General features: G+C 72.7%; 22 protein-coding genes. 13 read left to right on the top strand and 9 right to left on the bottom strand.

Annotated elements, in window-relative coordinates:
• The first annotated feature begins 115 nt into the window (after positions 1-115).
• Positions 116-1,633: an amidase gene (locus ACLJT4_RS12250; protein WP_411122291.1), complete on the top strand. Its 1,518-nt coding sequence runs from the start codon at positions 116-118 to the stop codon at positions 1,631-1,633.
• Here ACLJT4_RS12250 and ACLJT4_RS12245 read toward each other — a convergent pair.
• From ACLJT4_RS12245 to ACLJT4_RS12235, 3 genes are read right to left on the bottom strand one after another with little or no spacing between them, the layout of a single operon-like run.
• The gene (locus ACLJT4_RS12245; protein WP_411122290.1) at positions 1,614-2,168 is read right to left on the bottom strand and encodes an isochorismatase family protein; all 555 of its coding nucleotides are present in this window, start codon (positions 2,166-2,168) and stop codon (positions 1,614-1,616) included. The two genes, ACLJT4_RS12250 and ACLJT4_RS12245, sit on opposite strands and share 20 nt — an antisense overlap.
• Positions 2,169-2,205: 37 nt before the next feature.
• Positions 2,206-3,690 (bottom strand): MFS transporter, encoded by a 1,485-nt coding sequence (locus ACLJT4_RS12240; RefSeq protein ID WP_411122289.1) that lies wholly within the window; start codon positions 3,688-3,690, stop codon positions 2,206-2,208.
• The gene (locus tag ACLJT4_RS12235; RefSeq protein ID WP_275462194.1) at positions 3,687-4,118 is read right to left on the bottom strand and encodes a MarR family winged helix-turn-helix transcriptional regulator; all 432 of its coding nucleotides are present in this window, start codon (positions 4,116-4,118) and stop codon (positions 3,687-3,689) included. Before ACLJT4_RS12235 ends, ACLJT4_RS12240 begins: the two co-directional genes overlap by 4 nt.
• A 248-nt stretch (positions 4,119-4,366) precedes the next feature.
• On the opposite strand from ACLJT4_RS12235, the gene ACLJT4_RS12230 reads away from it, so the two are divergent.
• From ACLJT4_RS12230 to ACLJT4_RS12220, 3 genes are all read left to right on the top strand, one after another.
• Positions 4,367-5,209: a nitrilase-related carbon-nitrogen hydrolase gene (locus ACLJT4_RS12230; protein WP_016578982.1), complete on the top strand. Its 843-nt coding sequence runs from the start codon at positions 4,367-4,369 to the stop codon at positions 5,207-5,209.
• Positions 5,206-6,519: an aspartate aminotransferase family protein gene (locus tag ACLJT4_RS12225; protein WP_411122288.1), complete on the top strand. Its 1,314-nt coding sequence runs from the start codon at positions 5,206-5,208 to the stop codon at positions 6,517-6,519. Before ACLJT4_RS12230 ends, ACLJT4_RS12225 begins: the two co-directional genes overlap by 4 nt.
• A 160-nt stretch (positions 6,520-6,679) precedes the next feature.
• The gene (locus ACLJT4_RS12220; protein ID WP_411122287.1) at positions 6,680-7,156 is read left to right on the top strand and encodes a hypothetical protein; all 477 of its coding nucleotides are present in this window, start codon (positions 6,680-6,682) and stop codon (positions 7,154-7,156) included.
• Between the two features lie 287 nt (positions 7,157-7,443).
• Here the strand turns inward: ACLJT4_RS12220 and ACLJT4_RS12215 are convergent, their stop codons facing one another.
• Entirely contained in the window at positions 7,444-8,277 is an 834-nt protein-coding gene (locus ACLJT4_RS12215) for a heparin lyase I family protein (RefSeq protein WP_411122286.1), read from the bottom strand.
• A 115-nt stretch (positions 8,278-8,392) separates the two neighbouring features.
• Positions 8,393-9,277 carry an ABC transporter substrate-binding protein gene (locus tag ACLJT4_RS12210; RefSeq protein ID WP_411122285.1) on the bottom strand — a complete coding sequence of 295 codons (885 nt, stop codon included), beginning with the start codon at positions 9,275-9,277 and terminating at the stop codon, positions 8,393-8,395.
• Between the two features lie 334 nt (positions 9,278-9,611).
• Between ACLJT4_RS12210 and hydA the strand changes: the two genes are divergently transcribed.
• Together hydA and ACLJT4_RS12200 are read left to right on the top strand one after the other, a co-directional pair.
• On the top strand, positions 9,612-11,018 hold the full coding sequence (hydA, locus tag ACLJT4_RS12205; protein WP_411122284.1) for a dihydropyrimidinase: 1,407 nt from the start codon (positions 9,612-9,614) through the stop codon (positions 11,016-11,018).
• Positions 11,019-11,080: 62 nt separating this feature from the next.
• Entirely contained in the window at positions 11,081-12,079 is a 999-nt protein-coding gene (locus ACLJT4_RS12200) for a TIGR03842 family LLM class F420-dependent oxidoreductase (RefSeq protein WP_016574989.1), read from the top strand.
• Positions 12,080-12,323: 244 nt separating this feature from the next.
• Here ACLJT4_RS12200 and ACLJT4_RS12195 read toward each other — a convergent pair whose 3' ends face one another.
• Both ACLJT4_RS12195 and ACLJT4_RS12190 read right to left on the bottom strand, forming a co-directional pair.
• Positions 12,324-14,450 (bottom strand): tetratricopeptide repeat protein, encoded by a 2,127-nt coding sequence (locus ACLJT4_RS12195; protein WP_411122283.1) that lies wholly within the window; start codon positions 14,448-14,450, stop codon positions 12,324-12,326.
• A gap of 8 nt (positions 14,451-14,458) precedes the next feature.
• On the bottom strand, positions 14,459-14,815 hold the full coding sequence (locus ACLJT4_RS12190) for a hypothetical protein (protein WP_411122282.1): 357 nt from the start codon (positions 14,813-14,815) through the stop codon (positions 14,459-14,461).
• Positions 14,816-15,137: 322 nt separating this feature from the next.
• On the opposite strand from ACLJT4_RS12190, the gene ACLJT4_RS12185 reads away from it, so the two are divergent.
• Both ACLJT4_RS12185 and ACLJT4_RS12180 read left to right on the top strand, forming a co-directional pair.
• Positions 15,138-15,407 (top strand): hypothetical protein, encoded by a 270-nt coding sequence (locus ACLJT4_RS12185; RefSeq protein ID WP_016574986.1) that lies wholly within the window; start codon positions 15,138-15,140, stop codon positions 15,405-15,407.
• Positions 15,400-16,026 carry a DUF6879 family protein gene (locus ACLJT4_RS12180; RefSeq protein ID WP_411122281.1) on the top strand — a complete coding sequence of 209 codons (627 nt, stop codon included), beginning with the start codon at positions 15,400-15,402 and terminating at the stop codon, positions 16,024-16,026. Before ACLJT4_RS12185 ends, ACLJT4_RS12180 begins: the two co-directional genes overlap by 8 nt.
• 330 nt (positions 16,027-16,356) lie before the next feature.
• On the opposite strand, the gene ACLJT4_RS12175 is transcribed toward ACLJT4_RS12180, so the two are convergent.
• On the bottom strand, positions 16,357-17,424 hold the full coding sequence (locus ACLJT4_RS12175) for a biotin/lipoate A/B protein ligase family protein (protein WP_411122280.1): 1,068 nt from the start codon (positions 17,422-17,424) through the stop codon (positions 16,357-16,359).
• A gap of 178 nt (positions 17,425-17,602) precedes the next feature.
• The gene (locus ACLJT4_RS12170; RefSeq protein WP_411122279.1) at positions 17,603-18,349 is read right to left on the bottom strand and encodes an SIR2 family NAD-dependent protein deacylase; all 747 of its coding nucleotides are present in this window, start codon (positions 18,347-18,349) and stop codon (positions 17,603-17,605) included.
• A 209-nt stretch (positions 18,350-18,558) separates the two neighbouring features.
• Between ACLJT4_RS12170 and ACLJT4_RS12165 the strand changes: the two genes are divergently transcribed.
• The 5 genes from ACLJT4_RS12165 to ACLJT4_RS12145 all read left to right on the top strand — a co-directional run bounded on the left by ACLJT4_RS12165 (position 18,559) and on the right by ACLJT4_RS12145 (position 25,375).
• Positions 18,559-20,418 (top strand): gamma-glutamyltransferase family protein, encoded by a 1,860-nt coding sequence (locus ACLJT4_RS12165; protein WP_411122278.1) that lies wholly within the window; start codon positions 18,559-18,561, stop codon positions 20,416-20,418.
• A gap of 193 nt (positions 20,419-20,611) precedes the next feature.
• A complete protein-coding gene (locus ACLJT4_RS12160) occupies positions 20,612-21,571 on the top strand; it encodes an inositol monophosphatase family protein (protein WP_411122277.1) in 960 nt (319 codons plus the stop codon).
• A gap of 40 nt (positions 21,572-21,611) precedes the next feature.
• Positions 21,612-23,033: a phytoene desaturase family protein gene (locus tag ACLJT4_RS12155; RefSeq protein WP_376558342.1), complete on the top strand. Its 1,422-nt coding sequence runs from the start codon at positions 21,612-21,614 to the stop codon at positions 23,031-23,033.
• A 137-nt stretch (positions 23,034-23,170) separates the two neighbouring features.
• Entirely contained in the window at positions 23,171-23,701 is a 531-nt protein-coding gene (locus ACLJT4_RS12150; protein WP_411122276.1) for an O-acetyl-ADP-ribose deacetylase, read from the top strand.
• A gap of 201 nt (positions 23,702-23,902) precedes the next feature.
• Positions 23,903-25,375, top strand: a complete 1,473-nt coding sequence (locus ACLJT4_RS12145) for an AlkA N-terminal domain-containing protein (RefSeq protein ID WP_411122275.1) — start codon at positions 23,903-23,905, stop codon at positions 25,373-25,375.
• Positions 25,376-25,378: the final 3 nt, after the last annotated feature.

Raw genomic sequence — 25,378 nt, 5'->3', positions numbered from 1 at the left:
CGTCCGTGTGTCGTCGGCGTGTCGCGCCGCGCGGCGTCGTTGCCGCCCCCAGCGGGTCCTATTAGCCTCCTGGGACCGTTCGTTGGCATGAGCGGTCCCAGGGAGGGCACGCAGCGTGAGCGTTGACGAGAGCCAGGAACGCCGGACCGGATCGTCCCCGGAACGCCCCCGCCGCCCGGCGTCCGCCCCGGCCGGGAACCTGGACGGACAGTGGGAGGGGCTCGCCGATCAGGCCCGGGCACTGGCCGACGGGCGGGTCACCGCCACCGCGCTGGTGCAGCGCTGCCTCGACCGCATCGCCGCCACCCAGGAGACCGTCAACGCCTTCCGCCGGGTCCGGGCCGAGGCCGCCCTCGCCGAGGCCGCGGAGGCGGACCGCCGGCTCGCCGACGGGGAGCGGCTGCCGCTGCTCGGGGTGCCGGTCGCGGTCAAGGACGACACCGACGTGGCGGGCGAACCCACCGCGTTCGGCTGCGCCGGGGTGTTCCCGCCCAAGCCGCACGACGCCGAGGTCGTCCGGCGGCTGCGCGCGGCCGGCGCGGTCATCGTCGGCAAGACCAACGCCTGCGAACTCGGGCAGTGGCCGTTCACCGAGGGCCCGGCCTTCGGCGACACCCGCAACCCCTGGAACCTCGCGCACACCCCCGGCGGCTCCTCCGGCGGCTCGGCCGCCGCGGTCGCCGCCGGACTGGTCCCCGCCGCACTCGGCACCGACGGCGCCGGCTCGGTCCGGATCCCCGCCGCCTGGTCCCACCTCGTCGGCATCAAACCGCAGCGCGGCCGGATCTCCACCTGGCCGGACCCCGAGGCGTTCCAAGGCATCACCGGCATCGGCCCGCTGGCCCGCACGGTCCAGGACGCCGCGCTGCTGCTGGACGTCGCCAGCGGCAACCACGCCGGCGACCTGCACCGGCCACCGGCCATCGCGGCCCACGAGGCGGCCGGCCGGGACCCCGGGAAGCTGCGCATCGCGCTCGCCTGGAAGGCCCCCACCACCTTCACCCGCAAACCCCTGCACCCCGACGTGCGGACCGCGGTCACCGCGGTGGCCCGCACCCTGGCCGGCCTGGGCCACTTCGTCGAGGAGGCCGAACCCGACTACGGGCTGGTCGGACTGGCCTTCGTCCCGCGCGCCACGGCCGGGGTGGGCGAGTGGGCCGCCCGGGTCCCCGACCCCCGGCTGCTGGACCGCCGCACCCGGGAGGCGGCGCGGCTGGGCCGCCTGCTCGGCGGACCGGTGCTGCGCCGCGCCCGGGCCGCGGAACGGCGCCAGCAGAGCCGCATCGGCGCGCTGTTCGGCCGCTACGACGTGCTGCTGACCCCGACCACCGCGACCCCGCCGCCGCGCGTGGGCACCCTGGCCCGGCTCAGCGGCTGGCAGACCGACCGAGCCATGATCGCGGCCTGCCCGTACGCCTGGCCGTGGAACGTGCTGGGCTGGCCGGGCATCAGCGTGCCGGCCGGCTTCAGCGCCGACGGCCTGCCGCTGGGCGCGCAACTGCTCGGCCCGGCGCACGGCGAACCGCGGTTGATCTCACTGGCCGCCCAGTTGCAGGACGCCCTGCGGTGGCACGAGCGGCACCCCGAACCGCACCCCGTACCGGACGCCGCCCTCAGCCCAGGAGGCCGATGATCGCCTCGGTGGTGTCGGTCTCGCCCAGCCGCGGGAAGATCCGCTCCACGCTGTTGCGGTGCGCCTCCGGGTCCAGGTCGGTCACCGCGTCGACGGCGATCGTGACGTGGTAGCCGTGCGCGTACGCGGCGCGGGCGCTGGACTCCACGCCGATGCTGGTGGCGATCCCGCCGAACACGACCTGGGTGACGCCGCGCCGGCGCAGCTCGGCGTCCAGCTCGGTGCCGTGGAAGGCGCCCCACCGCTCCTTGGTGACGAGCACGTCGCCCGGCTGCCGGTCCAGTTCCCCGACCAGCTCGGCCCAGTCGGCCGGCGGGGTGCCGCCGCCGGCCCGCCCGGCCTCGGTGCGGCCCGGCGCCCCACCGGTGACGTTCACCAGGACGACCGGCAGGCCGTGGGCGCGGAACGCCGCGGCCAGCCGGGCCGCGCGGGCCACGACCTCGTCGGCGGGGTGGACGGTGGGCAGCCCGGTGATGCCCTTCTGAAGGTCGATCAGGACCAGGGCGGTGTTCGGGTCAAGAGTGCTGGCAGGCACGGTAACTCTCCATGGTGGGTCGGTGGTTGGTGGTGGGTCAGCCGAAGCTCCGGTCGCCCGCGGTGCGCAGCGTCCGGTCGGCGAGGGTGACGGCGAGCAGGAGCCCGCCGAGGATCACGCCGGTCAGCGCGATCGAGTGCAGTCCCGGGTCCGTGGCCCGCTGCCCGTACCAGAGCCCGATCAGGCTGGACGCGGTGATCGCGCCGAGGTACTGGGCGGTGCGCTGGAGCCCGGCGGCCGCGCCCACGCCGTCGGCCGGGGCCTGGGCGTAGACGGCGGCTTGGTTGCCGGTGGAGGCCAGCCCCTGCGGGATGCCGAACAGCGCCCCCGCGACGAGCAGCAGTGGCAGCGGACTGGTGCCGTGCAGCAGCAGGAAGACGGCGCTGCCCGCGGTCAGGCAGGCCGCGGCGACGGTCAGCGGGGCGCGGATGCCCTTCGTCCGGGCGCCGGCCAGCGAGCAGACCGCCGCCGCGCCGGACATGGGCAGCATCACCAGTCCGGCGTGGAACGACGAGAAGCCGTGCCCCTGCTCCAGCCACTGGCTGTAGCCGTACAGCACGCAGTAGATGACCAGGTAGGTCAGCCCGTGCCGGAGGTAGGTCAGCGCCAGGGCCCGGTTGCGGGCCAGCATCCGCAGGTCGATGAAGGGTCGGGGGTGGCGCAGCTGCCACCAGACCAGGACGGCGGTCAGCGCCGCGGTCGGCGCGAGCAGCGGCCACCGCGGGGCGTCCAGCCGCAGCAGGAAGAACATCGCGCAGGTCAGTGCGGAGGCGAAGAGCGCGATGCCGAACGGGTCCAGGCCGCCGCGGGCGGCGTCGGCCGGCGCGGCACCGTGCGCGGCCCGGGCGTCCCGGTCGGCCGGGAGCCAGGCCAGCGCACCGACCAGCGCCAGCAGCGCGAGGGGGATGTTGACCGCGAAGACCGCCCGCCAGCCCGCGGTCGCGGCCAGCAGCCCGCCGAGGGTGGGGCCGACCGCGGCACTCGCCAGCGCGGCCAGGGAGAGCCGCCCGAGCACCGCCCGGGGGGTGGGCCGGCCCACCCGCCGCGACTCGGCGCGCAGCATCGCCATCGCCGCCGGGTAGGCGGCCGCGGTGCCGATGCCGAGGACGATCCGGGAGACGACCAGCAGCGTGAAGGTCGGCGCCAGCGCGCCGATCAGTCCGGCTGCACCGACCGCCACGGTGCCGGCGACGAACACCCGGCGCGGCCCGATCCGGTCGGCGACCCGGCCCAGCGTCGGCTGGCCCACCGCGCTGGCGAGGTACATCGCCGAGATCAGCCACGCGGTGTCGGCGGCGCCGACCCGGAAGTCCCGGCCGATCGCCACCAGCGCGGTGGCGATCATCGTCGAGTTGATCGGATTGAGCAGCGACCCCAGCAGCAGCGGCGTCATCAGCCGGGCGCCGAAGCCGCGGTCGGCGGCCGGGGGCGCGGGGCGGTGCGCGGCCGGGCCGGCGGTGTCGGCGGTGGTCCGGCCGGCGGTCTGGCCGGCGGTCCGGTCCGGGGCGTCGGGGGCGCTCATTCCTCGGTCAGCCGTCGTATCAACGCGGTCGCCTCGGCCAGTGTCCGCCGCTCGTCGGCGGTCAACCGCTCGGCGACGGCCACCGCGAGCCAGTCGTGTTTGGCGGCCCGGACGTCCCGGAGCACCCGGCGGCCCTCCTCGGTGAGCGAGAAGACCACCTGCCGCCCGTCGGTGGGGTGCGGGCTGCGGGCGAGGATCCCGTGCTCCTCCAGGGCGCCGACGGTCACCCGCATCGACTGCGGGCGCACCAGCTCGGCGCGGGCCAGTGCCGCGATGGTGGACGGCCCGTCGGCGTCGATCCGGGCGAGCACCGCGCGCTGCGTGGGGGACAGCTCGCCCTGCGGCGAGGCGGCGCGCAGCCGGCGCATCAGCAGGGACACCGTCGCGCCGAGATCGGTGGCGAGCCGTTCCTGGTCCTTGTCGGGCATGCTCCGAGCGTAGAAGCCCGACAGGCAAACTTGCAAGTTTGCCTGTCGTTCTTGCTGTCCTCCCGGTGCTCCCTCCCGCCCGCGCCGTCGCGCTGAGCGGCCCGCTCGGCCCCGGTCCGGACCCGCGCACCCGATCGCCGCGCCGTGCTGGGAGATGGTCTTGCCACGGTCGGTGACGGGGCTTACGGTCGCCTCCACACGCGTAGATCCGCGCACCGCAGGCTGACGCAGCGACAAAGGAGCAGCTCATGGCCGATGTTGTGCGTGCCGCACTGGTCCAGGCGACCTGGACGGGCGACACCGAATCGATGATCGCGAAACACGAGGAGCACGCCCGGGCGGCGGCCGCGCAGGGTGCCAAGGTGATAGGCTTCCAGGAGGTCTTCAACGCCCCGTACTTCTGCCAGGTCCAGGAGCCGGAGCACTACCGCTGGGCGGAGCCGGTGCCGGACGGCCCGACCGTGCGGCGGATGCAGGACCTCGCCCGCGAGACCCAGATGGTGATCGTCGTGCCGGTCTTCGAGGTCGAGCAGTCCGGCTTCTACTACAACACCGCGGCCGTCATCGACGCCGACGGCACCGTCCTCGGCAAGTACCGCAAGCACCACATCCCGCAGGTCAAGGGGTTCTGGGAGAAGTACTACTTCCGCCCGGGGAACGTCGGCTGGCCGGTCTTCGACACCGCCGTCGGCCGGATCGGCGTCTACATCTGCTACGACCGGCACTTCCCGGAGGGCTGGCGGCAGTTGGGCCTCAACGGCGCCCAGCTCGTCTACAACCCGTCCGCCACCTCGCGCGGACTGTCGGGGTACCTCTGGCGGCTGGAACAGCCCGCGGCCGCGGTCGCCAACGAGTACTTCGTCGCCGCGATCAACCGGGTCGGCGTGGAGGAGTACGGCGACAACGACTTCTACGGCTCCAGTTACTTCGTCGACCCGCGCGGCCAGGTCGTCGGCGATCCCGCCAGCGACTCCAAGGAGGAACTGGTCGTCCGCGACCTGGACTTCGGCCTGATCGACGAGGTCCGCCAGCAGTGGGCGTTCTACCGCGACCGGCGCCCCGACGCCTACGAGGGGCTGGTGCAGCCGTGACGTCCGACGCCGCAAGCCTGCACGCCCGCCACCAGGCCGTCATGCCGTCCTGGTTGAGCCTCTACTACGACCGCCCCCTGGAGCTCACCCACGGCGAGGGCCGGTACGTCTGGGACGCCGACGGCACCCGCTACCTCGACTTCTTCGGTGGCATCCTCACCACGATGACCGCGCACGCCCTGCCGGAGGTCACCAAGGCGATCAGCGAGCAGGCCGGCCGTCTCCTGCACTCCTCCACGCTGTACCTCTCCCGCCCCATGGTGGAGTTGGCGGAGCGGATCGCCGCGCTCTCCGGCATCCCCGACGCCCGGGTCTTCTTCACCACCTCCGGCACCGAGGCCAACGACACCGCACTGCTCCTGGCCACGACCCACCGCCGGTCCAACCAGATCCTGGCGATGCGCAACAGCTACCACGGCCGTTCCTTCTCCACCGTCGGCATCACCGGCAACCAGAGCTGGTCACCCACCAGCCTCTCGCCGCTGCAGACCCTCTACGTCCACGGCGGGGTCCGCTCCCGCGGCCCGTACGCCGACCTCGACGACGCCGCGTACACCGCGGCCTGCGTCGCCGACCTGGAGGACGTGCTCCAGCAGGCCGCGGGCGGCGTCGCCGCGCTGATCGCCGAACCGGTGCAGGGCGTCGGCGGCTTCACCGCACCGCCGGACGGGCTGTACGCGGCGTTCCGCGAGGTCCTGGCCCGCGAGGGGATCCTGTGGATCAGCGACGAGGTGCAGACCGGCTGGGGCCGCACCGGCGAGCACTTCTGGGGCTGGCAGGCGCACGGCGAGAACGGCCCGCCGGACCTGCTCACCTTCGCCAAGGGCATCGGCAACGGCATGTCCATCGGCGGGGTGGTGGCCCGCGCCGAGATCATGAACTGCCTGCCCGCCAACTCCATCTCGACCTTCGGCGGCAGCCCGATCACCATGGCCGCCGGCCTGGCCAACCTCACCTACCTCCTGGAGCACGACCTCCAGGGCAACGCCCGGCGGGTCGGCGGACTGCTCATCGAGCGGCTGCGGGCGGTGACCGCCGGCCTCGACGTGGTGCGGGAGGTGCGCGGGCGGGGCCTGATGATCGGGGTGGAGCTGGTCCGACCGGGCACCGACGAGCCGTCCCCGGAGGCCGCCACCCTGGTCCTGGAGGCCGCGCGGGAACGCGGGCTGCTGGTCGGCAAGGGCGGCCGGGGCGGCGCCTCGCTCCGCATCGCCCCGCCGCTCACACTCACCGTCGCCGAGGCGGAGCACGGTGCCGAACTGCTCGCGGACGCCCTGCGGTGGACGCGGGCGAACCTCGCACGGCGCTGACCGACGTGCGCCGCGCCCGGCCCGCGCCGCCCCGGTCACCCCGAGGGGTGCCCCGGCCGCGGCGCCGCGCGCGTCGACCGGACACCCCCGTGCTCCCTCGTGCGCGTGGTTCCCCGGCGTGTTGCTTGTCCGGCCGGGGCGCGGCCGGAACGGTGGGACCGTGCGCACCCCTCCCCTCCTCGTCCTGACGGCCGCGGTGTTGGCCACGGTCACCGGCTGCATGTCCGTCCCGGCGTCCCGGACGGCGCCGCCCGGGCCCCGTCCGGCGCCGTCCGTGCCCGAACGCCCCGCGACCCGGGCGCCGTCCGAAGGGACCGCGCACGAACAGGTGGTGACCGCACCGCGGCCACCGGAACCGCCCGAGGACGCCGCCGTCGCGGAAGCGGACGGGGCCGCGGCGGACGCGCCGGCCCCGCACCGCGGACGGCTCCCCGCCGCGCCGCATCCGCAGCACCCCCGGCCGGCCCACCACCGCGAACGGCCACGGCCCGCGCAGGCCGCACCGCCCCCGCACCATCCCGCGGTGCGCGCCCCGGCCGCGCACCGCTCCGTGGACCCACGGGTGATCTGCCAGATGGCCGCCGGCAAGGTGCGCCCGGACCTGTTGACGCTGTGTCAGGGAAGCTTCGGGCAGTGACGCACCGCGGTGCCTGCCGCAGCACACGAGAAAGGGCCCCCGCTCGATGAGCGGGGGCCCTTCGTGTGGAGCGCCCGGCAGGCCTTGCACCTACATTTCCCATCGGATGATGGGCGTCTTTCCTTGGACCACAGACGCGTGACTCCCGCCCGTGGGCCGGAGTTACGTGATGATCTTACAGTCTCGGCGGGTGGTCGCGCACCCGCCGCCCGGCCGGCCGCGGAAGGGCCGCGGCCGGCCCCGCCCCGACCCGCCGGGCGCATCCGGGCCCACGCGGTGCCCCACGGTCAGCCCTTGGGTGCCACCTCCTCGTAACGGCCGCCCACGGCCGGGGAGTTGAGCCAGGCGGTGGCCGGCCCCTTGATGCCGTCGGAGCGGTAGACCCCCCACTTGTCGGTGACCCAGGAGGCGCGCAGGGTCGCCGCGGGGTACTGCTCGGAGCCGCCGGGCAACTGCTGGGCCGCGCCGTCGTGCCAGAGCCGCACCCAGCCGCGCCCCGGGTCCTTCGAGACCTTGATGCCGAGGACGAAGTCGTGCCAGGTGTTCAGGGCGATCGGCGCCTGCCAGAGCCGGGTGGTCCGCAACTGCGGGTCGCAGTACTCCAGGTCCACGGTGCCGTCGCCCCGGGCGCGCAGCGACAGCGGTGGGGTGGCGGCGCCCGGACCGTAGTCCTTGAGCTGCCACAGGACCACCCAGTCGCCCTTCTTCGTCGGCAGCGGACCCCACATCGAGCGCCAGCCGACGTAGACGACGTCGCCCTCGCGGGAGAAGCGGAGCGGGCCGTTGGCGGTGCGGTGGCCGCGGGTCTCCACCCGCACCCGGGTGGGGCCGTCGAGCTTGTCGCCGGAGGTGTGCAGCGTGAAGGACTTCCCGTGCCGCCCGGTCGGATCGTCGGCGACCCGCACCGTGCCCGGTTTGGTCTCCGTGCCCTCGAAGTCGGCGGTGCCCCGCGCCGGATCGGCGCGCCACGGCGCGGCCGCGCGCGCGGCGGACGGGTGCGCGCCGCCGGGCCGGGCCGCGGGCGGGGCCAGCTGGGCGGCCGCGGAACAGGCGCCGGTCAGCGCGATTCCGACGAGGAGGGCAACTCCCCTACGGAGGTGGGGGGTTAGGGGTTGCTCCATGGGTGGACTCCCGACGTGGAGGTGGGGGACGGGAGTGAAAGTTAGGTTTGTTGCCAGTTGCCGTCAAGGGGGTGGCCGGGCCGCCGACGTCCGGTGCACCGCGGGAGCCCGGACGCTACTTCCGCGCGGCGGCCGCCCGCACCGCGCCGGCCACCTCGGTGAAGAAACGGGTGTGGGCGCGCCGGCTGACCGGGGCCTCGGGGTTCCACGGCAGCAACTGCACCCGGGACTCGATCGCCCGCCAGTGCTCGTCCGTCCGCAGCGCCTCGACCCGGGCGGCGTTGGCCCGGACGTCGATCAGGACCACGTCCGGGGCGAGCGCGGCGGCCTCCGCCCAGCCCACCGTCGACCAGTTGGTGCCGGCCCCGGCCACCGGTTCCGGCAGCTCCACGCCGTGCTCGGCCAGCGCCCGCAGGTCCGGCCAGGTGCCCGGGCGGGCCAGGTGCACCCTGTCCGACCCGGCGGGGGAGAGCGCCACCACCCGCGGCCGCACCGGACCGCCGCCGGCCCGTCGCAGCTCGTCCTCGGCGTCGTCCAACTCCTTCGCGAGCGTGCGTGGTTCACCGTGCCCCAGGGAGCCGGCCAGTGCCGCGAAGCGCTCCCGCACTTCGGGCAGGCTGCGCCCCGGACCCACCGCGACGGTCGCCACCGGGACCTGCTCCTCCAGCTCCTGTGCGACCTTCGCCTCCAGGCCGTACACCTGCTCCCCGTCGTAGGTCACCGCCACCACGAGGTCCGGGCGGGCCGCCAGCACGGCGTCCGGGTGCAGTGCGCTGCCCGATCCGAGGTACGGGATCTCGTCCAACGGCAGCTCACCGGCCTTGGCCGGGTCGGCCGCCACCCCGTCGTGCTGGGACCCGAACAGGCCCGCGGGGCGGATGCCGTGGTCCCACAGCGTCGCCCCCGCCGGTATGTACGCCACGATCCGTTCCGGCCGGCTTCCGGCCACCACCAGGCGCCCGCGGTCGTCGGAGAACTCCCACGGCGTGCTCTGCTCCATGGCGCATCGCCTTTCTGGCGTCATCCGTGAGCCTTTTGACGCCCTCAGTGCCGATTGTGAAGGTGTGGTTCCGTCATCGCTTTCGAAGTTGTGGGTCGGAGTCTGTTACCTGCCCATCCGGTCGCCCCCGCACCCCTCCCGGCGCCGCCCCCGGCGCCCCTCCCGCACCGCCCGTTCAACCACCCGACTGACCGCCGCCGCGACACCCGGTCGGTGGCCGATCTGCCGTCACGGTATTGCCACGGTGGGTGACATGCTTCTACGGTGTCTCCTTCCCGTCCGGAATCTACGGGTGTAGACCAGCTTGTGACGTAGCGTCAGGTAGGGAGCCGAGATGAGCCGTACGGTCGTCCGGGGCGGACTGGTCATCACCGCCGCCGAGGAGATGCACGCCGACGTCCTGATCGAGGACGGCCGCGTCGCCGCCCTCGCCGCCCACGACAGCGCGACCGCCGACGGCTGGACCGCCGGCGCCGACCGGGTCCTCGACGCCACCGGCACCTACGTCATCCCGGGCGGCGTCGACGCCCACACCCACCTGGACTTCCCGTTCGGCGGCACCGCCTCCTCCGACACCTTCGAGACCGGCACCCGCGCCGCGGCCTGGGGCGGCACCACCACCCTCGTCGACTTCGCCGTCCAGAGCCGCGGCCAGGCACTCCGCGCCGGCCTGGACCTGTGGCACGCCAAGTCCGACGCCCAGTGCGCCATCGACTACGCCTTCCACATGATCCTCTCCGACGTCAACGAGCACTCGCTCAAGGAGATGGACCTCCTGGTCGCCGAAGGCGTCACCTCCTTCAAGCTGTTCACCGCCTACCCCGGCGTCTTCTACAGCGACGACGGCCAGATCCTGCGCGCCATGCAGCGCGCCGCCGGCAACGGCGGACTGGTGATGATGCACGCCGAGAACGGCCCCGCCATCGACGTCCTGGTCGAGCAGGCCCTCGCCGCCGGCCACACCGACCCCCGCTACCACGGCGAGGTACGCCACGTGTTGCTGGAGGCCGAGGCCACCCACCGCACCATCCAACTCGCCCGGGTCGCCGGCGCCCCCCTCTACGTCGTCCACGTCTCCGCCGAGCAGGCCGCCGACGAGATCGCCCGGGCCCGCCACGCCGGACTCAACGTCTTCGGCGAGACCTGCCCGCAGTACCTCTTCCTGTCCACCGACAACCTCGCCGAGCCGGACTTCGAAGGCGCCAAGTACGTCTGCTCCACGCCGCTGCGGCCCCGCGAGCACCAGGCGGCACTCTGGCGGGCCCTGCGCACCAACGACCTCCAGGTGGTCTCCACCGACCACTGCCCGTTCTGCTTCCGCGGCCAGAAGGAACTGGGCCGCGACGACTTCTCCAAGATCCCCAACGGGATGCCGGGCATCGAGAACCGCATGGACCTGCTCCACCAGGCCGTCGTCGACGGCCGCATCAGCCGCCGCCGCTGGATCGAGATCGCCTGCGCGACCCCGGCCCGGATGTTCGGCCTCTACCCGAAGAAGGGCACCATCGCGCCGGGCGCCGACGCCGACATCGTGCTCTACGACCCGCACGCCGAACAGACCGTCTCCGCACGGACCCACCACATGAACGTCGACTACTCGGCCTACGAGGGCAAGCGTCTGACCGGACAGGTCGTCACCGTGCTGTCCCGCGGCGAACCCGTCATCGACGGCCGCGAGTTCACCGGCCGCGCCGGCCACGGCCAGTACATCCCGCGCGGCACCTGCCAGTACCTCATGTGAGCACCCCGCGCCCACCCCACCCGGCCGGCACCGGACCGGCCCGCACCCCAAGGAGCGCCGCAGTGGACTTCGGAGTCGTCCTCCAGCCCGATCCGCCCGCCTCCGCCGTCGTGGAGCTGATGCGCCGCGCCGAGCGCAACGGCTTCCGCTACGGCTGGACCTTCGACTCGGCCGTGCTGTGGCAGGAGCCGTTCGTCATCCACAGCCGCATCCTGGAACACACCGACCACCTGATCGTCGGCCCGATGGTCACCAACCCCTCCACCCGCACCCCCGAGGTCACCGCCTCGACCTTCGCCACCCTCAACGACATGTACGGCAACCGCACCGTCTGCGGCATCGGACGCGGCGACTCCGCGATGCGGGTGGCCGGCCGCCCGCCCAACACCCTGGCACGGCTGGGCGAGGCGATCGGCCAGATCCGCGACCTCGCCGAGGGACGCGAGGCCGACGTCGGCGGCCACCGCATCCGCATCCCCTGGATCACCAACGGCCACCTGCCGGTGTGGATGGCCGCCTACGGCCCCAAGGCGCTGGCCATGGCCGGCCGGCTGGCCGACGGCTTCATCCTCCAACTCGCCGACCCCTTCCTCACCGAGTGGATGATCAAGGCCGTCCGCCGGGCCGCCGCGGACGCCGGCCGCGACCCGGCCGCGGTCACCATCTGCGTCGCCGCCCCCGCCTACGTCGGCGACGACCTCGACCACGCCCGCGAGCAGTGCCGCTGGTTCGGCGGCATGGTCGGCAACCACGTCGCCGACCTCGTCGCCCGCTACGGCGAACACTCCGGCCTCGTCCCCGACGAACTCACCGACTACATCAAGTCCCGCGAGGGCTACGACTACTCCCACCACGGCCGCACCGGAAACCCCGACACCGCCTTCGTCCCGGACGGGATCGTGGACCGCTTCTGCCTGCTCGGCCCGGCCGAGGCGCACCGCGAGAAGCTGCGCGCCCTGCGCGACCTGGGCGTCGACCAGTTCGCGCTCTACGCCATGCACGACGCCAAGGAATCCACCCTCGACGCGTACGGCGCGGAGGTCATCCCCGCTCTCCGCTGAGGCCGGAGCACCCGGCCGACCGTTCCACCGGCGCGGCCCCGAACAGGAGAGCCACCCTGCTCGGGGCCAGTCGCAGGACCAGCACAGGATCACGCGCCCCGGTGGCGAGGCCGAGCCCGTTCAACGGTCAGGGCAGGCTCGCAGCGCCTCTGACGATCTGCCCGGACCGTGCTCCGCAGAGCCCCTGCAGTTCCTCCCGGCCCAACGCCCCGTTCGTACGCGGACTCGTGTGTCTGGAGTTGTCTCAGCGCGCCGTTCGACCGTTGCCTCTGAAGTCAGCCAGCACACGTCTGCTGGCAGTGGTGAACGGATGGTCGGGCCCCAAACTGCTGGCTCGCTTCTGCACGACCTCGTCCATGAGGTCTACCGCTGCCTCGACGTTGCCAAGCTTGTGGTGGATGCGGGCGTGCAGCTGTTGTGCGGAGAGCGCGATAGGGTAATCGGCCCCGAAGCGATGCTCGTACATCTCCGAGACGAGTCGAATTTCTTCATCTGCCTCGCGGAGCCGGTGCAGTACGTAGAGCGCCCACGCGTGATTGTGTCTCGCGCCCAACGTGACCGTGTGATCGGCGCCGAGGTGGCGCTCGCAGTCCGTGGGCAGGGAAAGCAGCGGGACGTTTTCCGGCATTTCGAGTTCGGGCTTCGACAACATGGTCAACAAGCTGGCCTGGGAGCGCAACGTCAGCGGGTGAGCAGGTCCGAGAGATGCCAGCCGGCCGGTGATCGTGGCACGGAGCAGCGAAAGGGCCTCCGGTCTTTTGCCGACATTCCCCAAGACCAGCTGGAGTCCGTGGCTGCTGTCCAGAGTGTCCGGGTCGTGAGCTCCGAACAGTTGCTCCTGAGCGCCTCTTACCTGACGTAGCACCCGCTCGGCCTCGGGGTACCTGCCCAAACGAAAAAGCGCCCGGCCGGCCCTCGAATCCGCTGCCAACACCAAGCGGTGCTCTGCGCCCAGGGTTTCCCGGGAGAGCTGCGCTGCGCCATGTGCAGTCTCCCAGGCGGTGAGGTAGTCGCCCGTGCGGTGTAGGGCGGTGGCCAACCGTGTCGCAGTGCCGACCAGTTCAGCCATCGTCGGGGGAGGCGCGCCGTGCCGCAACATGGCGATGGCGTGGGGGCTGAGAAGACGTAACCGAGGGTCTTCCGGGCCGGCGTCCGGTTGCTCCGGAACGGCGGCGTTCAGCAACTTGCCAGCTGTCGTGCTGAGCACCGCGAGTGTCTCAGGCGGCGTCGCGGAAGCAACGCTGTCGAGCAAAACGCCGTGGGTCTGCACACACCGTACGCCGACGTCGATGAGCTCGGTGAGTGATTGATCGAGCAACGCGCGGAGCGCCGCTTCCGTACGAGCACGGGGAAACGCGCGGCCGACTTCCGGGTGATTCAGGAGAGATACCGGCAACGGCTCCGGCGCGAAACGCGCGAGCAAGCGAAGAAGCGTCACCGCTTCAGGCAATCCGCGTGCCTCGAAGCTGTCGAGCGTCAGTTGCCAGGTGCGCGCCACCAGGTGGCGCGGGTCGTCGTCAGACAAGATGTCAGCTCCTTGGTCTATCAGCTCGACGCCTTCTCCTTCCTCGAGGTGGCGCCGGTAGGCATCCATCGTCCAGGGGTCGAGCACTTGGTGGGAGAGGAAGCCGCCTGCCAGCGTCAGTGCGAGGGGCAGGCGACCCAGCTTGTCCGCGATCTCAGCGGCCTGCTTCAGCGTGCCGCTCTGTGGTGCGAGGTCGCACAGCACCCTCGCGGCGTCGTCCCGCGGCAGCACCCCGATGTACTGCAACTCTGCTCCCGGCCACCAACGAGGCGCCGCTCGACGGGTCGTGACCACGACGATGCCGTTGGGGCTGGTGCGCAGCCAGCTCCCGTCCCGCAAGATCTCGGGGTCGTCCGCGTTGTCCAACACCAGTAACCACGGCTCGGTGGAACGGTTGAGGCGTTCCCAGACCAGGTCGGCTCCGGGCCGCAAGCCGTTCCTGGCTGCCAGGAGTTCGCCGTCCGCAGCCCCGCGGTCAGCGGCCACCGCGAGCATCCCGGAGCGGAGGCTGGCCCGGTCGGAGGCGTTCACCCAGAGCCCGACACGGCAGTTGCCCTCGGTGGCGAAGTGGAAGAAGGCGTAGGCAACGGCGGTTTTGCCGCAGCCTCCCATACCGTGGAGCACGAAGGCCCGGCCACCATGTCGCGCGGCGGTGCTTGATCGCAGGCGTTCCAGCACTTCGGCGCGGTCCCGCAGGACCACCGGTGCCCGACCGACTGCCGGGCGCCTCACGGAGTCGGGCCCGGCGAGGCCGAGTTCCGCACTGCCGTGGTAGTGGTACTCGCTGATGTGCTGGTCGCGGGATGACTGGTAGACGCGGCCGCCGTCCTCGGCACGGCCGTCCATCGCTCCTCTCATCGCTCATTGATGTGCATGTCGCGGCCCGCTTGATAGATGCGAGCTCGCCCGGACGCGGTGCCGTGCTGAGCCACGGACGGGGCACTCGCGTCGGCGTGGGGGCTGAGCTCGCTGAGCAACGTGCGCAGATCCTCGATGGCTTCCGGATCGGACAGCAAAAGCCGGCGGAGATATCCCACCCACTGCATTCGCAGTTCACCCAGCATCTCTTGGTCGTCTGCCGAGTGGGCGCGCAGTACTTCCTCTTGGCTCACGTCCAACGCGCGGGAAATGTCTTGTGCTCTTTCGGGCTGCCAGCGCTGCCATAAGCGTGTGAAACTATCGCGAGCGTGTTGCCAGGCTTCAGTTGTCATCAGAGTGACCAGGGTGGTTCCAGCGGCCTGTGCGAAGGACGTTAATTCTGCATCCATAGTTCCCCCATTTGGATGATTGGCGGGCTAAAACTTTTCCCATAAGGCTACAAATCGGGCCATCGGCGCCCATGGGTGAGTTGCGTTTCCTCCTTGTGGTCAGCATGGTGGCATCGGCAATCCGAACCAGCAAGTGTCTTCGGGGAGGTATGACTATGGCATATGCCGTTGTCGATTTTCCCCGGATGGCTTAGTGGTTGCTCTAGTGGGGCAACGCTTCAACCGTTACGCTCGGTACGTTCTAGTCATCTCTGGGAGGGGTGTTATGTCCAGGCCGTGGGAAGCTGACCCCATGACGACATTTAAGAGGCGGCTGGGGAAGTCGCCGCAAGAATTAGGTCACACGACCGATAATCCCGACTGCCCGGACATCTGGGAGCTTGAGAACGGAGACGTCGCCATCATCGGTCGAGACCTCACGGATTCGCTGGGGGAAGTGCTTCCCGCAGGCGTTTCGATCGGGAGTGACGAACGTCTGGTGGTCATCCCGAGGAGCATGATGGTCGCAGCGAAGCCGGACATTCCCAGTGTTTGAATCGTTCCGGCGTAGTACCTCAGAGCATCTGGACCGCCCTCGGTATCACGAAGACTTTCGTCGCCATTATGGGAGCGGCATCCGCTCCTTGCGCAAGCTTGAACGTGGGCAGAACTTCAAGGAGCGAGGCTTTCCCAGTTGGGAAGCTTTTGCGGTTGGTGAATGGCGCACGGCGATCTCTCTGATCGAGGAGAAGCGAGAGATCTATTCCGCGCAGTTCCGGAAGGCCGCCGAATTGGGGATTCTGGAGCGCCGCATTCGCGTGGTCGAATTCCCCGTCACCCCGTACGTGCAGTGGGAGCTCTTCGTGCTTCGTCTGCGCGTAGAACTGGGGGACAATATCAGGGTGCTGGACTCCCGTGCCATCGCGGAAATTGAAGCAGAATCCCTGGTCCCCGAAGTCGTGATCCTTGGCGACGAGGTCATGTACGAGGTGGCTTACGATGACGACGGGAACGCTGCCGGAGCAAACCGCATCGTGGATCGAGCGGCAATCGAGGACACCTCTGCGAGTTTCGACGTGCTGTACCAGCGCAGTGAGCCGTTTGGTGAATTCTTCGCTCGCGAAATTGCGCCACTCGAACCTCCGGTGGTCAATGATCAAGTCGCCGCTCGCTGAGCGGTGGCTCACATCCCCTCCGCTGTTTCCGGGAGCATTGTCTCGTTCAGGCATGCTCGGTCATGGTGCGCGAAGACGGATTCCCCGTCAGTGCTGAACGAGCCTGCTCGCGAGTGAACAGGTGGTTCCCCTTGTCCGAAGGGCAGTTGCCCGGGCACGGCAGGCCCTCCGCGGCGCGGCGCCAGTCACGTGCGAACCCTCCCGCGAGGTAGTTGAGTCGTCCGCCACGCAGGCGAATGCCTGCCGGTGGGCGACGGCACGGCTGATCGTGCGGATGCCACGACTCTCACCGCACGCCCCCGATCGCCCGCCGGCGCCCGTCGGCCCCGGCTACGGCACCCGCGTCAGCCACTCCCGGGAGCTGAACTTGGCGGCGGCCAGTTCCTCCGCCCGGGCCAGTTCGCGAGGGGACACCGAACCCGTCGAACCGCCGTACCGGGTGCGGAACGAGGCGATCATCCGGGCGATGACCTCCGCCCGCGGCAGGCCCGTCTGCCGGCGCAGGGGATCCACCCGCTTCTTCGCGCTGGTGGTGCCCTTGTCCGAGAGCTTCTCCTTGCCGATGCGCAGCACCTGGACCATCTTCTCGGCGTCGATGTCGTAGGACATCGTCACGTGGTGCAGCACCGCGCCGTCGCCCGCCGCCATGCGCTTCTGCGCCGCACCGGCGATCTTCCCGGCCTCGGTGGCGATGTCGTTCAGCGGCTTGTACCACGCGGTGATGCCCATGTCGCCGAGGGCGCCCAGCACCCAGTCGTCCAGATAGGCGTAGCTCTCCGCGAAACTCAGGCCCTGGACAAGGGAGTTGGGGACGCAGAGCGAGTAGGTGATGGTGTTGCCCGGCTCCACGAACATCGCGCCGCCGCCCGAGATCCGGCGGACAACCGTGACACCGTGCCGGGCGGCGCCCTCCGGGTCGACCTCGTTCGCCAGCGACTGGAAGCTACCGATGATCACCGCCGGGCGGTCCCACTCCCACACCCGCAGCGTCGGCGGTCGCCGCCCCGCCGCGACCTCGGCCGTCAACACCTCGTCCAACGCCATGTGCAGGGCCGGCGACTGCGGCCCCTCGTGGATGATCTGCCAGTCGAAGTCGGTCCACTCCCGGGCGCCGGCCACCGCCCGTCGCACCGCGACGCCCACCGCCTCGCTGCTGAACCCGAACAGCACCGCACCGGCGGGCAACGCCGCGTCGATGCGGGCGGCCAGCCCCCGCGCGTCGGTGTCCGCCGGCGCGCCCTCCAGGGCGCCGTTGATGGCGTCCAGCGCCTCGTCCGGCTCCAGGAAGAAGTCCCCGGCCACCCGGACGCCGCGCAGCGCCCCGTCCACCACCTCCAGGTCGACGACCACCAACTTGCCGCCCGGCACCTTGTACTCACCGTGGTGCTTGCCCTGCACGGCCCTACCGCCTTTCCCGCTCCCCGCTGCCGTTCCCCCGCACGGCGCGCGGCCGGCAGCGGCGTCAACCGTAACGCGGGCCGCAGCATTCCCGACGAAAGGGACCGATCCGGGCGCGATCCGGGACGATCCCGGATGCTCCGGGACCACGTCGGCCAAGGGCGGTGCCGCGCCGAGGTCAGACGAGGGCGTCCAACAGGCGGGGCAACGCCGACCCGATCGGCTCGCGCACCAACTCGGCGGCCAGCGCGTCGTACGGCGTCGGCTCGGCATTGACGATCACCAGACGCGCGCCGTGCTCCACCGCCACCCCGGCGAGCGAGGCCGCCGGCTGCACCTGGAGCGTGGTGCCCACCGCGAAGAACACCTCGGCCGCCTTCGCCACGCCCAACGCCTCGCCGAGCACCTGCGGATCCAGCCGCTCCCCGAACATCACCGTCGCCGACTTCAGGATCCCGCCGCAGACCAGGCACGCCGGATCGGGATCGCCGGCCGCCACCCGCTCCAGCGCCTGCGCCATCGACGACCGGGCGTGGCAGCGGGTGCACGCCACCTCCCGTGCGGTGCCGTGCAGTTCGAGCACCTTGCGGGCCGGCATCCCGGCGAGTTGGTGCAGCCCGTCCACGTTCTGGGTGATCACCCGCACCGGCGTCCCGGACCGCTCCAACCGGGCCACCGCCTCGTGCGCGGCGTTCGGCCGGGCGCGGAAGGCCGGGCTCTCCTGCCGCATCCGCCACGACCGCCGGCGGATCTCCGGATCCGCCATGTACGTGTCGTAGGTGACCAGCTTCTCGGCCTCCGGGTCGCGCCGCCACAGGCCGTTCGGCCCGCGGTAGTCGGGGATCCCGGAGTCGGTGGAGATCCCGGCGCCGCTCAGGATCGCCACCAGGGGGCGGCGCGCGGGCCCGTCGTCGGTGCTGCTCATGGGGCGAGCGTACGGAACGGCGCGCGGCACGGCGACCGGGTTCGCCGGCCGGCCGGTCCGTCCGCGACCGGCGTCAGCCCGCCCCAACGGGCCCCGCGGACGGCACCGGGGAGCGAGGTGAGATCCCGGAGCATGGGGGGAGGGTACGGGGGACAGCCCCGCCGCGACGACCCGTGACGCCGCACACCGACCCACGACTAGGAGCCCCCGTGTTCACCACCCGCCCCACGCTCCAAGGCACCTTCGGCATGGCCGCCACCACCCACTGGTTGGCGTCCCAGTCTGCGATGGCCGTCCTGGAGGACGGCGGCAACGCCTTCGACGCCGCCGTCGCCGCCGGATTCGTGCTGCACGTCGTCGAACCGCACCTCAACGGCCCGGCCGGCGAAGTGCCCATCCTCCTGGCCCCGGCGGGCGGACCGGTGCGGGTGCTGTGCGGCCAGGGCCCGGCCCCGGCCGGGGCCAGCGTGGCGCACTACACCTCCCTCGGCCTCGACCTGGTGCCCGGCACCGGGCCGCTCGCCGCCGCCGTCCCCGGCGCCTTCGACGCCTGGATGCTGCTGCTGCGCGACCACGGCACCAAGTCCCTGGCCGAGGTGCTCCGTTACGCCATCGAGTACGCCGAACACGGACACCCCGCCGTCGAACGCATCGGGGAGACCGTCCAGACCGTCCGCACGCTCTTCGCGACCGAGTGGACCTCCTCCGCCGAGCTCTACCTGCCCGGCGGCCGCGCCGTCCGCCCGGGCGAACTCCTCACCAACCGGCCGCTGGCCGCCACCTGGCGCCGCCTCCTCACCGAGGCCGGGGCCGCCGCCACCGACCGCGCCGCCCAGATCGACGCCGCCCGCCGCATCTGGCGCGAGGGTTTCATCGGCGAGGCGCTCGCCGCCTTCGCCGCCCGCCCCGCCATGGACACCTCCGGCGAACGCCATGCCGGCACCCTCACCGGCGACGACCTGGCCGCCTACCGCGCCACCTACGAGGACCCGGTGACCTACGACTGGCAGGGGTGGACCGTCGCCAAGGCCGGCGGCTGGACCCAGGGCCCGGCCCTCCTCCAGCAACTCGCCCTGCTCCCGAACGAGTTGCCCGCCCACGGCAGTCCCGACTACGTCCACCTGCTCGTCGAGGGCAGCAAACTCGCGATGGCCGACCGCGAAGCGTGGTACGGCGACGCCGCCGACGTCCCCCTCGCCACCCTGCTCGGGGACGACTACAACGCCGCCCGGCGGGCCCTGATCGGCGACCGCGCCTCCGCCGCGCTGCGGCCCGGCAGCCCCGACGGCCGCACCCCGCGGCTGAGCAAGCACGCCCTGGCGGTGGCCACCGGCACCGGTGGCTTCGATCCGCTCGGCGTGTCGGCGAGCGGCGCCGGAGAACCGACCGTGGCCCGCGGCACCGGCGAGCCCCGCCACGGCGCCCCGCCGGCCGTCGCCCCCGAGGTCGACCGTGACGGCACCACCCGCGGCGACACCTGCCACATCGACGTCGTCGACCGCTGGGGCAACTTCGTCTCCGCCACCCCCTCCGGCGGGTGGCTGCAATCCAACCCCGTCGTCCCCGGCCTCGGCTTCCCGCTCGGCACCCGCCTGCAAATGGCCTGGCTGGAGGAGGGCCTGCCCAACTCCCTCACCCCCGGGCGCCGCCCCCGGACCACCCTCACCCCCTCCCTCGCCCTGCGCGACGGCGTCCCCGTCATGGCGTTCGGCACCCCGGGCGGCGACCAGCAGGACCAGTGGCAACTGCACTTCTTCCTGTCCGTCGCCCTGCGCCCGCAGGTCCGCGGCGGACTCGACCTCCAAGGCGCCATCGACGCCCCGAACTGGCACAACGACTCCTTCCCCGGTTCCTTCTTCCCGCGCGGCATGCGCCCCGGCAGCGTCACCGTCGAATCCCGGATCGGCGACGAGGTCATCGACGGACTGCGGGAGCGCGGCCACGACGTCACGGTGGGCGCCGCCTGGTCGGAGGGGCGCCTGAGCGCGGTGGCCCGCGACCCCCGCACCGGAGTGCTGTCGGCCGCCGCCAACCCGCGCGGCATGCAGGGGTACGCCGTCGGCCGCTGACCCCTCCCGGCTCGGCCCCCCCATCCCGGCGTCACCACCGACATGGGGTCTGACCTGCAACGACACCGAGGGGGGCGGGTGCGGACGGGGCCCTCAGCGGGGCCTCCGGCCGCACCCGCCCGTGGCCCGGAGGGCACCGGGAGTTCACCCGGCGTCCGGCTGGAGTGTCAGTGGCTCGTGGTTCGATGGACGCATGATCGAAGCACTGCACACCCGCAATCAGGGAGACACCACGGAGCTCACCGACGCCGTCACCCCCCTCCCCACCACCACGACGCCCACCACCACGACGCCCGGCGCCACCGAGCCCGCCGCGTCCGACCCCACCGGCCTCGACCTCTCCGGCCTGGACCTGGCCGCCGTCGAGACCGCCGTCCGACAGGCCGCGGCCGACGAGATCACGCCCCGCTTCCGGCAGCTCGCCGCCGAGGACATCGTCCAGAAGAACGGCCCGCACGACCTCGTCACCATCGCCGACCGCCGCGCCGAGGAACACCTCACCGCCGCCCTCACCGCCCTGCTGCCCGGCTCCCGGGTGGTCGGTGAAGAAGCCGTGCACGCCGACCCCACGGTCCTCGACGCGCTCCACGGCGACGCCCCCGTCTGGATCGTCGACCCGGTCGACGGCACCCGCCAGTTCGTCCACGGCGACCCCGGCTTCGCGACCTTGGTCGCCCTCGCCCACCACGGCGAGGTCCTCGCCTCCTGGACGTACGCCCCGGCCCTCGACCAGATGGCCGTCGCCCGCCGCGGCGCCGGCGCCTGGCTCAACGGCGAGCGGCTGCACGCCGGCCACCCCGCCCCCGGCGCCACCCTCGAAGTCGCCACCTCCCACCCCGACTTCACCACCGACGACCAAAAGCGCGTGCTCGCCGGCCTCGACGCCCCCGGCATCGCCCCCCGCCCCTGCGGCTCCGCGGGCCTGGAGTACCTCCACATAGCCCTCGGCCGGCTCGACGCCACCGCCTTCAGCTGGCAGAACGCCTGGGACCACGCCGCCGGACTCCTCCTCGTCCACGAAGCGGGCGGCGCCAGCGGCACGGTCGCCGGCCAGCCCTTCCGCATCGAAGGCGGCAACGCCCTGCCCTTCACCGCGGCCCGGGACGCCCAAACGGCCCGGCGTATCCTCGGACTGCTGGCTGCCGCCAACTGACCCTCACCGACGAGGGTCGGACACGAGGGGAGTGGCGCAGGTGCCGACGATGCTCGATGCCGTCGTGATCGGAGCGGGACCCAACGGCCTGACGGCGGCGGTCGAACTCGCCCGCCGCGGCATGTCCGTAGCGGTCTTCGAAGCCCGCGACACCATCGGCGGCGGAGCCCGCACCGAGGAACTCACCCTCCCGGGCTTCCGCCACGACCCCTGCTCCGCGGTGCACCCACTGGGCGTGGGCTCACCCGCCTTCCGCGCCATGCCCCTGGAGCGGTACGGCCTGCAATGGCTCCACCCCGACCTGCCCATGGCGCACCCCTTCCCCGACGGCACCGCCGCCGTCCTCGCGCACTCCGTCGGCGAGACGGCCATGTCCTTCGGCCCCCGCGACGCCGGCACCTACCGCCGGCTCGTCGCCCCCTTCACCGGCAAGTGGGACGCCATGGCCCACGACTTCCTGCGCACCCAGTGGCTGGGCCTGCCCCAGGCTCCGGTCACCTACGCGCGCTTCGGCCTGGTCGGCATGCAGCCGGTCACCCTCCTCAACCGCCGCTTCCAGGACGAGAAGGCCCGCGCCCTGCTGGCCGGCCTCGCCGCCCACGCCATCGCCCCGCTCCGCGGCCTCGGCACCAGCGGCCTGGCCCTGATGTTCGCCCTGGCCGCCCACGCCAACGGCTGGCCGGTGCCCCGCGGCGGCTCCCAGGCCATCTCCGACGCCCTCGCCGGACTGCTCCGCGCCCACGGCGGCGCCGTCCACACCGACTTCGAGGTCAAGCGCCTGGACGACCTCCCGCCCGCCCGCGCCTACGTCTTCGACACCTCCCCGACCGCCCTCGCCCGGATCGCCGGCCTCGGCAACGCCTACCGCGACGTCACCTACGGCCCCAGCGTCTTCAAGATCGACTACGCGCTCTCCGGCCCCGCCCCCTGGACCGCCGAGGAAGCCCGGCGCGCCGGCACCGTCCACATCGGCCCCACCAGCGGCGAGATCTCCGCCGCCCTCAACGCCGCCAGCGAAGGCCGCGCCCCCTCCGTCCCCTTCCTCATCACCGCCCAACCCAGCCTCATCGACCCCACCCGCGCCCCCGACGGCAACCACACCTTCTGGGCCTACGGCCACGTCCCGAACGGCTGGGAAGGCGACGCCACCGACGTCGTCGAGCGCCAGATCGAGCGCTTCGCCCCCGGATTCCGCGACCTCGTCCTCGCCCGCGCCGTCGCCGGCCCCCCACAACTCGCCGCCCGCAACGCCAACTACGTCGGCGGCGACACCGCCACCGGCTCCGCCGCCGGCCTCCGCCTCCTCATCCGCCCCAAGCTCACCCGCGTCCCCTACGAGACCGCCCACCCCGCCGTCTTCCTCTGCTCCCAGGCCACCCCACCCGGCCCCGGCGTCCACGGCATGTCCGGCCACTACGCCGCCAAGGCGGTCTGGCGCCGCCTGCGAAGCAGCCACCGCTAGGGCGTGTCCGATGGGTCAGGGTCGGGCCCGGCCCATCGGACACGCCCTGGGCCCGCCGCCCTGCCCTTCACCGGCGCGCCCCGACGGGCGACGGACGGAGACGGGGACGGAGCACCGCACCACCTACGCTCAGCACCATGAACACCCGTCTCACCCTCACCCAGGGCGACATCACCGAGCAGGCCGTCGACGCCGTGGTCAACGCCGCCAACTCCTCGCTCCTGGGCGGCGGGGGAGTGGACGGCGCCATCCACCGCCGTGGTGGCCCGGAGATCCTCGCCGAATGCCGCGCCCTGCGCGCCGGCCGCTACGGCCGCGGCCTGCCCACCGGCCAGGCCGTCGCCACCACCGCCGGCCGACTCCCCGCCCGCTGGGTGATCCACACCGTCGGCCCGGTCCACTCCGCCACCGAGGACCGCAGCGACCTCCTGGCCTCCTGCTACGTGCAAGCCCTCCGCACCGCCGCCGCACTCGGCGCCCGCACCCTCGCCTTCCCCGCCATCTCCACCGGCGTCTACCGCTGGCCGATCGCCGACGCCGCCCACACCGCCGTCGCCACCGTCCGCGCCGCCCTCGCCACCACTCCCGACGCCTTCGACGAGATCCGCTTCGTGGTCTTCGACGACCGCGCCCACGCCGCCTATCAGACAGCCCTGGCCGAGCACTGACCCACAGCGGCCCACAGCGGCCCACAGCGGCCCGCAGCGGCCGACATCGGCCCATGGCGGCCGGTCCGGAGCCGCCCGAAGACGACCCCGGAGGCCACCCGGGCGACGCCCGAGCCGGTAACCGGCGTCCAGGCTGATGAGCCGAGGTTCATGTCGGATTTCCGCCAGCCCACCCCACCCGGCTGAGGAATCCTGGAGGACATGCACACCGACACCGAGCGCTGTCTGCGCGCCGTGCAATCCAAGGACGCCCGCTTCGACGGATGGTTCTACACCGCGGTCCTCACCACCGGCATCTACTGCCGGCCCAGCTGCCCGGTAGTGCCCCCCAAGCCCGAGAACATGCGCTTCTACCCCAGCGCCGCCGCCGCCCAACAAGCCGGCTTCCGCGCCTGCAAACGCTGCCGCCCCGACGCCAGCCCCGGCTCCCCGCAGTGGGACGAACGCGCCGACCTCGTCGCCCGCGCCATGCGTCTGATCGGCGACGGAACCGTCGACCGCGAAGGCGTCCCCGGCCTCGCCGCCCGCCTCGGCTACAGCCCCCGCCAGATCGAGCGCCAACTGCGCGCCGAACTCGGCGCCGGCCCCCTCGCCCTGGCCCGCGCCCAGCGCGCCCAAACCGCCCGACTGCTGATCGAGACGACCTCGCTCCCGATGGCCGAGATCGCCTTCGCCGCCGGATTCGCCAGCATCCGCGCCTTCAACGAGACCGTCCGCGAGGTCTTCGCCCTCTCCCCGACCGAACTCCGCGGCCGCGCCCGCCCCGGCCCCCGCACCGCCGCCCCCGGCACCCTCACCCTGCGGCTCCCCTTCCGCCAGCCGCTCAACCCCGACAACCTCTTCGGACACCTCGCCGCCACCGCCGTCCCCGGCGTCGAGGAATGGCGCGACGGCGCCTACCGCCGCACCCTCGCCCTCCCCTACGGACACGGCATCGTCGCCCTCGCGCCCCACCCCGACCACATCGACTGCCGCCTCGCCCTCACCGACCTCCGCGACCTGGCCGGCGCCATCGCCCGCTGCCGCCGACTGCTCGACCTCGACGCCGACCCCGAAGCCGTCGACGGACTCCTGCGCACCGACCCGCAACTCGCCCCCCTGGTCGACAAGGCCCCCGGCCGCCGAGTACCGCGTACCACCGACCCCGACGAGTTCGCGGTCCGCGCCGTCCTCGGACAGCAGGTCTCCACCGCCGCCGCCCGCACCCACGCCGGCCGTCTGGTCCGCGCCCACGGCGAACCCGTCGACGACCCCGCCGGCGGCCTCACCCACCTCTTCCCGACCCCCGCCGCGCTCGCCGGACTCGATCCGGAAACCCTCGCCATGCCCCGCACCCGCCGCGCCACCCTCACCGGCGTCGTCGCCGCCCTCACCGACGGCACCCTCCACCTCGACGTCGGCAGCGACCGGGACGAGGCCCGCGCCCGCCTCGCCGAACTCCCCGGCATCGGCCCCTGGACCGTCGAATGCATCGCCATGCGCGCCCTCGGCGACCCCGACGCCTTCACCCCCACCGACCTCGGCCTGCGCCGCGCCGCCGCCGGCCTCGGCATGCCCGCCACCCCCGCCGCCCTGATCCGGCACTCCGCCCGCTGGCGCCCCTGGCGCGCCTACGCCGTCCAGTACCTCTGGGCGACCGACGACCACCCCATCAACCACCTCCCAGCGAAGTGAGCC

It is taken from the genome of Streptomyces sp. x-19, from assembly GCF_046549115.1.
Taxonomy (GTDB): Bacteria; Actinomycetota; Actinomycetes; order Streptomycetales; family Streptomycetaceae; genus Streptomyces; species Streptomyces albulus_C.
The sequence above is the reverse complement of the archived record's forward strand: the minus strand, read 5'-3'. Positions and strand labels throughout refer to the sequence as shown.

Excerpts from the sequence above, each read along its gene's own strand:
- ACLJT4_RS12240 (WP_411122289.1), bottom strand. The coding sequence starts at position 3,690 with ATGAGCGCCCCCGACGCCCCGGACCGGACCGCCGGCCAGACCGCCGGC.
- ACLJT4_RS12235 (WP_275462194.1), bottom strand. The coding sequence starts at position 4,118 with ATGCCCGACAAGGACCAGGAACGGCTCGCCACCGATCTCGGCGCGACG.
- ACLJT4_RS12230 (WP_016578982.1), top strand. The coding sequence starts at position 4,367 with ATGGCCGATGTTGTGCGTGCCGCACTGGTCCAGGCGACCTGGACGGGC.
- ACLJT4_RS12215 (WP_411122286.1), bottom strand. The coding sequence starts at position 8,277 with ATGGAGCAACCCCTAACCCCCCACCTCCGTAGGGGAGTTGCCCTCCTC.
- ACLJT4_RS12210 (WP_411122285.1), bottom strand. The coding sequence starts at position 9,277 with ATGGAGCAGAGCACGCCGTGGGAGTTCTCCGACGACCGCGGGCGCCTG.
- hydA (WP_411122284.1), top strand. The coding sequence starts at position 9,612 with ATGAGCCGTACGGTCGTCCGGGGCGGACTGGTCATCACCGCCGCCGAG.
- ACLJT4_RS12195 (WP_411122283.1), bottom strand. The coding sequence starts at position 14,450 with ATGGACGGCCGTGCCGAGGACGGCGGCCGCGTCTACCAGTCATCCCGC.
- ACLJT4_RS12190 (WP_411122282.1), bottom strand. The coding sequence starts at position 14,815 with ATGACAACTGAAGCCTGGCAACACGCTCGCGATAGTTTCACACGCTTA.
- ACLJT4_RS12185 (WP_016574986.1), top strand. The coding sequence starts at position 15,138 with ATGTCCAGGCCGTGGGAAGCTGACCCCATGACGACATTTAAGAGGCGG.
- ACLJT4_RS12170 (WP_411122279.1), bottom strand. The coding sequence starts at position 18,349 with ATGAGCAGCACCGACGACGGGCCCGCGCGCCGCCCCCTGGTGGCGATC.
- ACLJT4_RS12160 (WP_411122277.1), top strand. The coding sequence starts at position 20,612 with ATGATCGAAGCACTGCACACCCGCAATCAGGGAGACACCACGGAGCTC.
- ACLJT4_RS12150 (WP_411122276.1), top strand. The coding sequence starts at position 23,171 with ATGAACACCCGTCTCACCCTCACCCAGGGCGACATCACCGAGCAGGCC.
- ACLJT4_RS12145 (WP_411122275.1), top strand. The coding sequence starts at position 23,903 with ATGCACACCGACACCGAGCGCTGTCTGCGCGCCGTGCAATCCAAGGAC.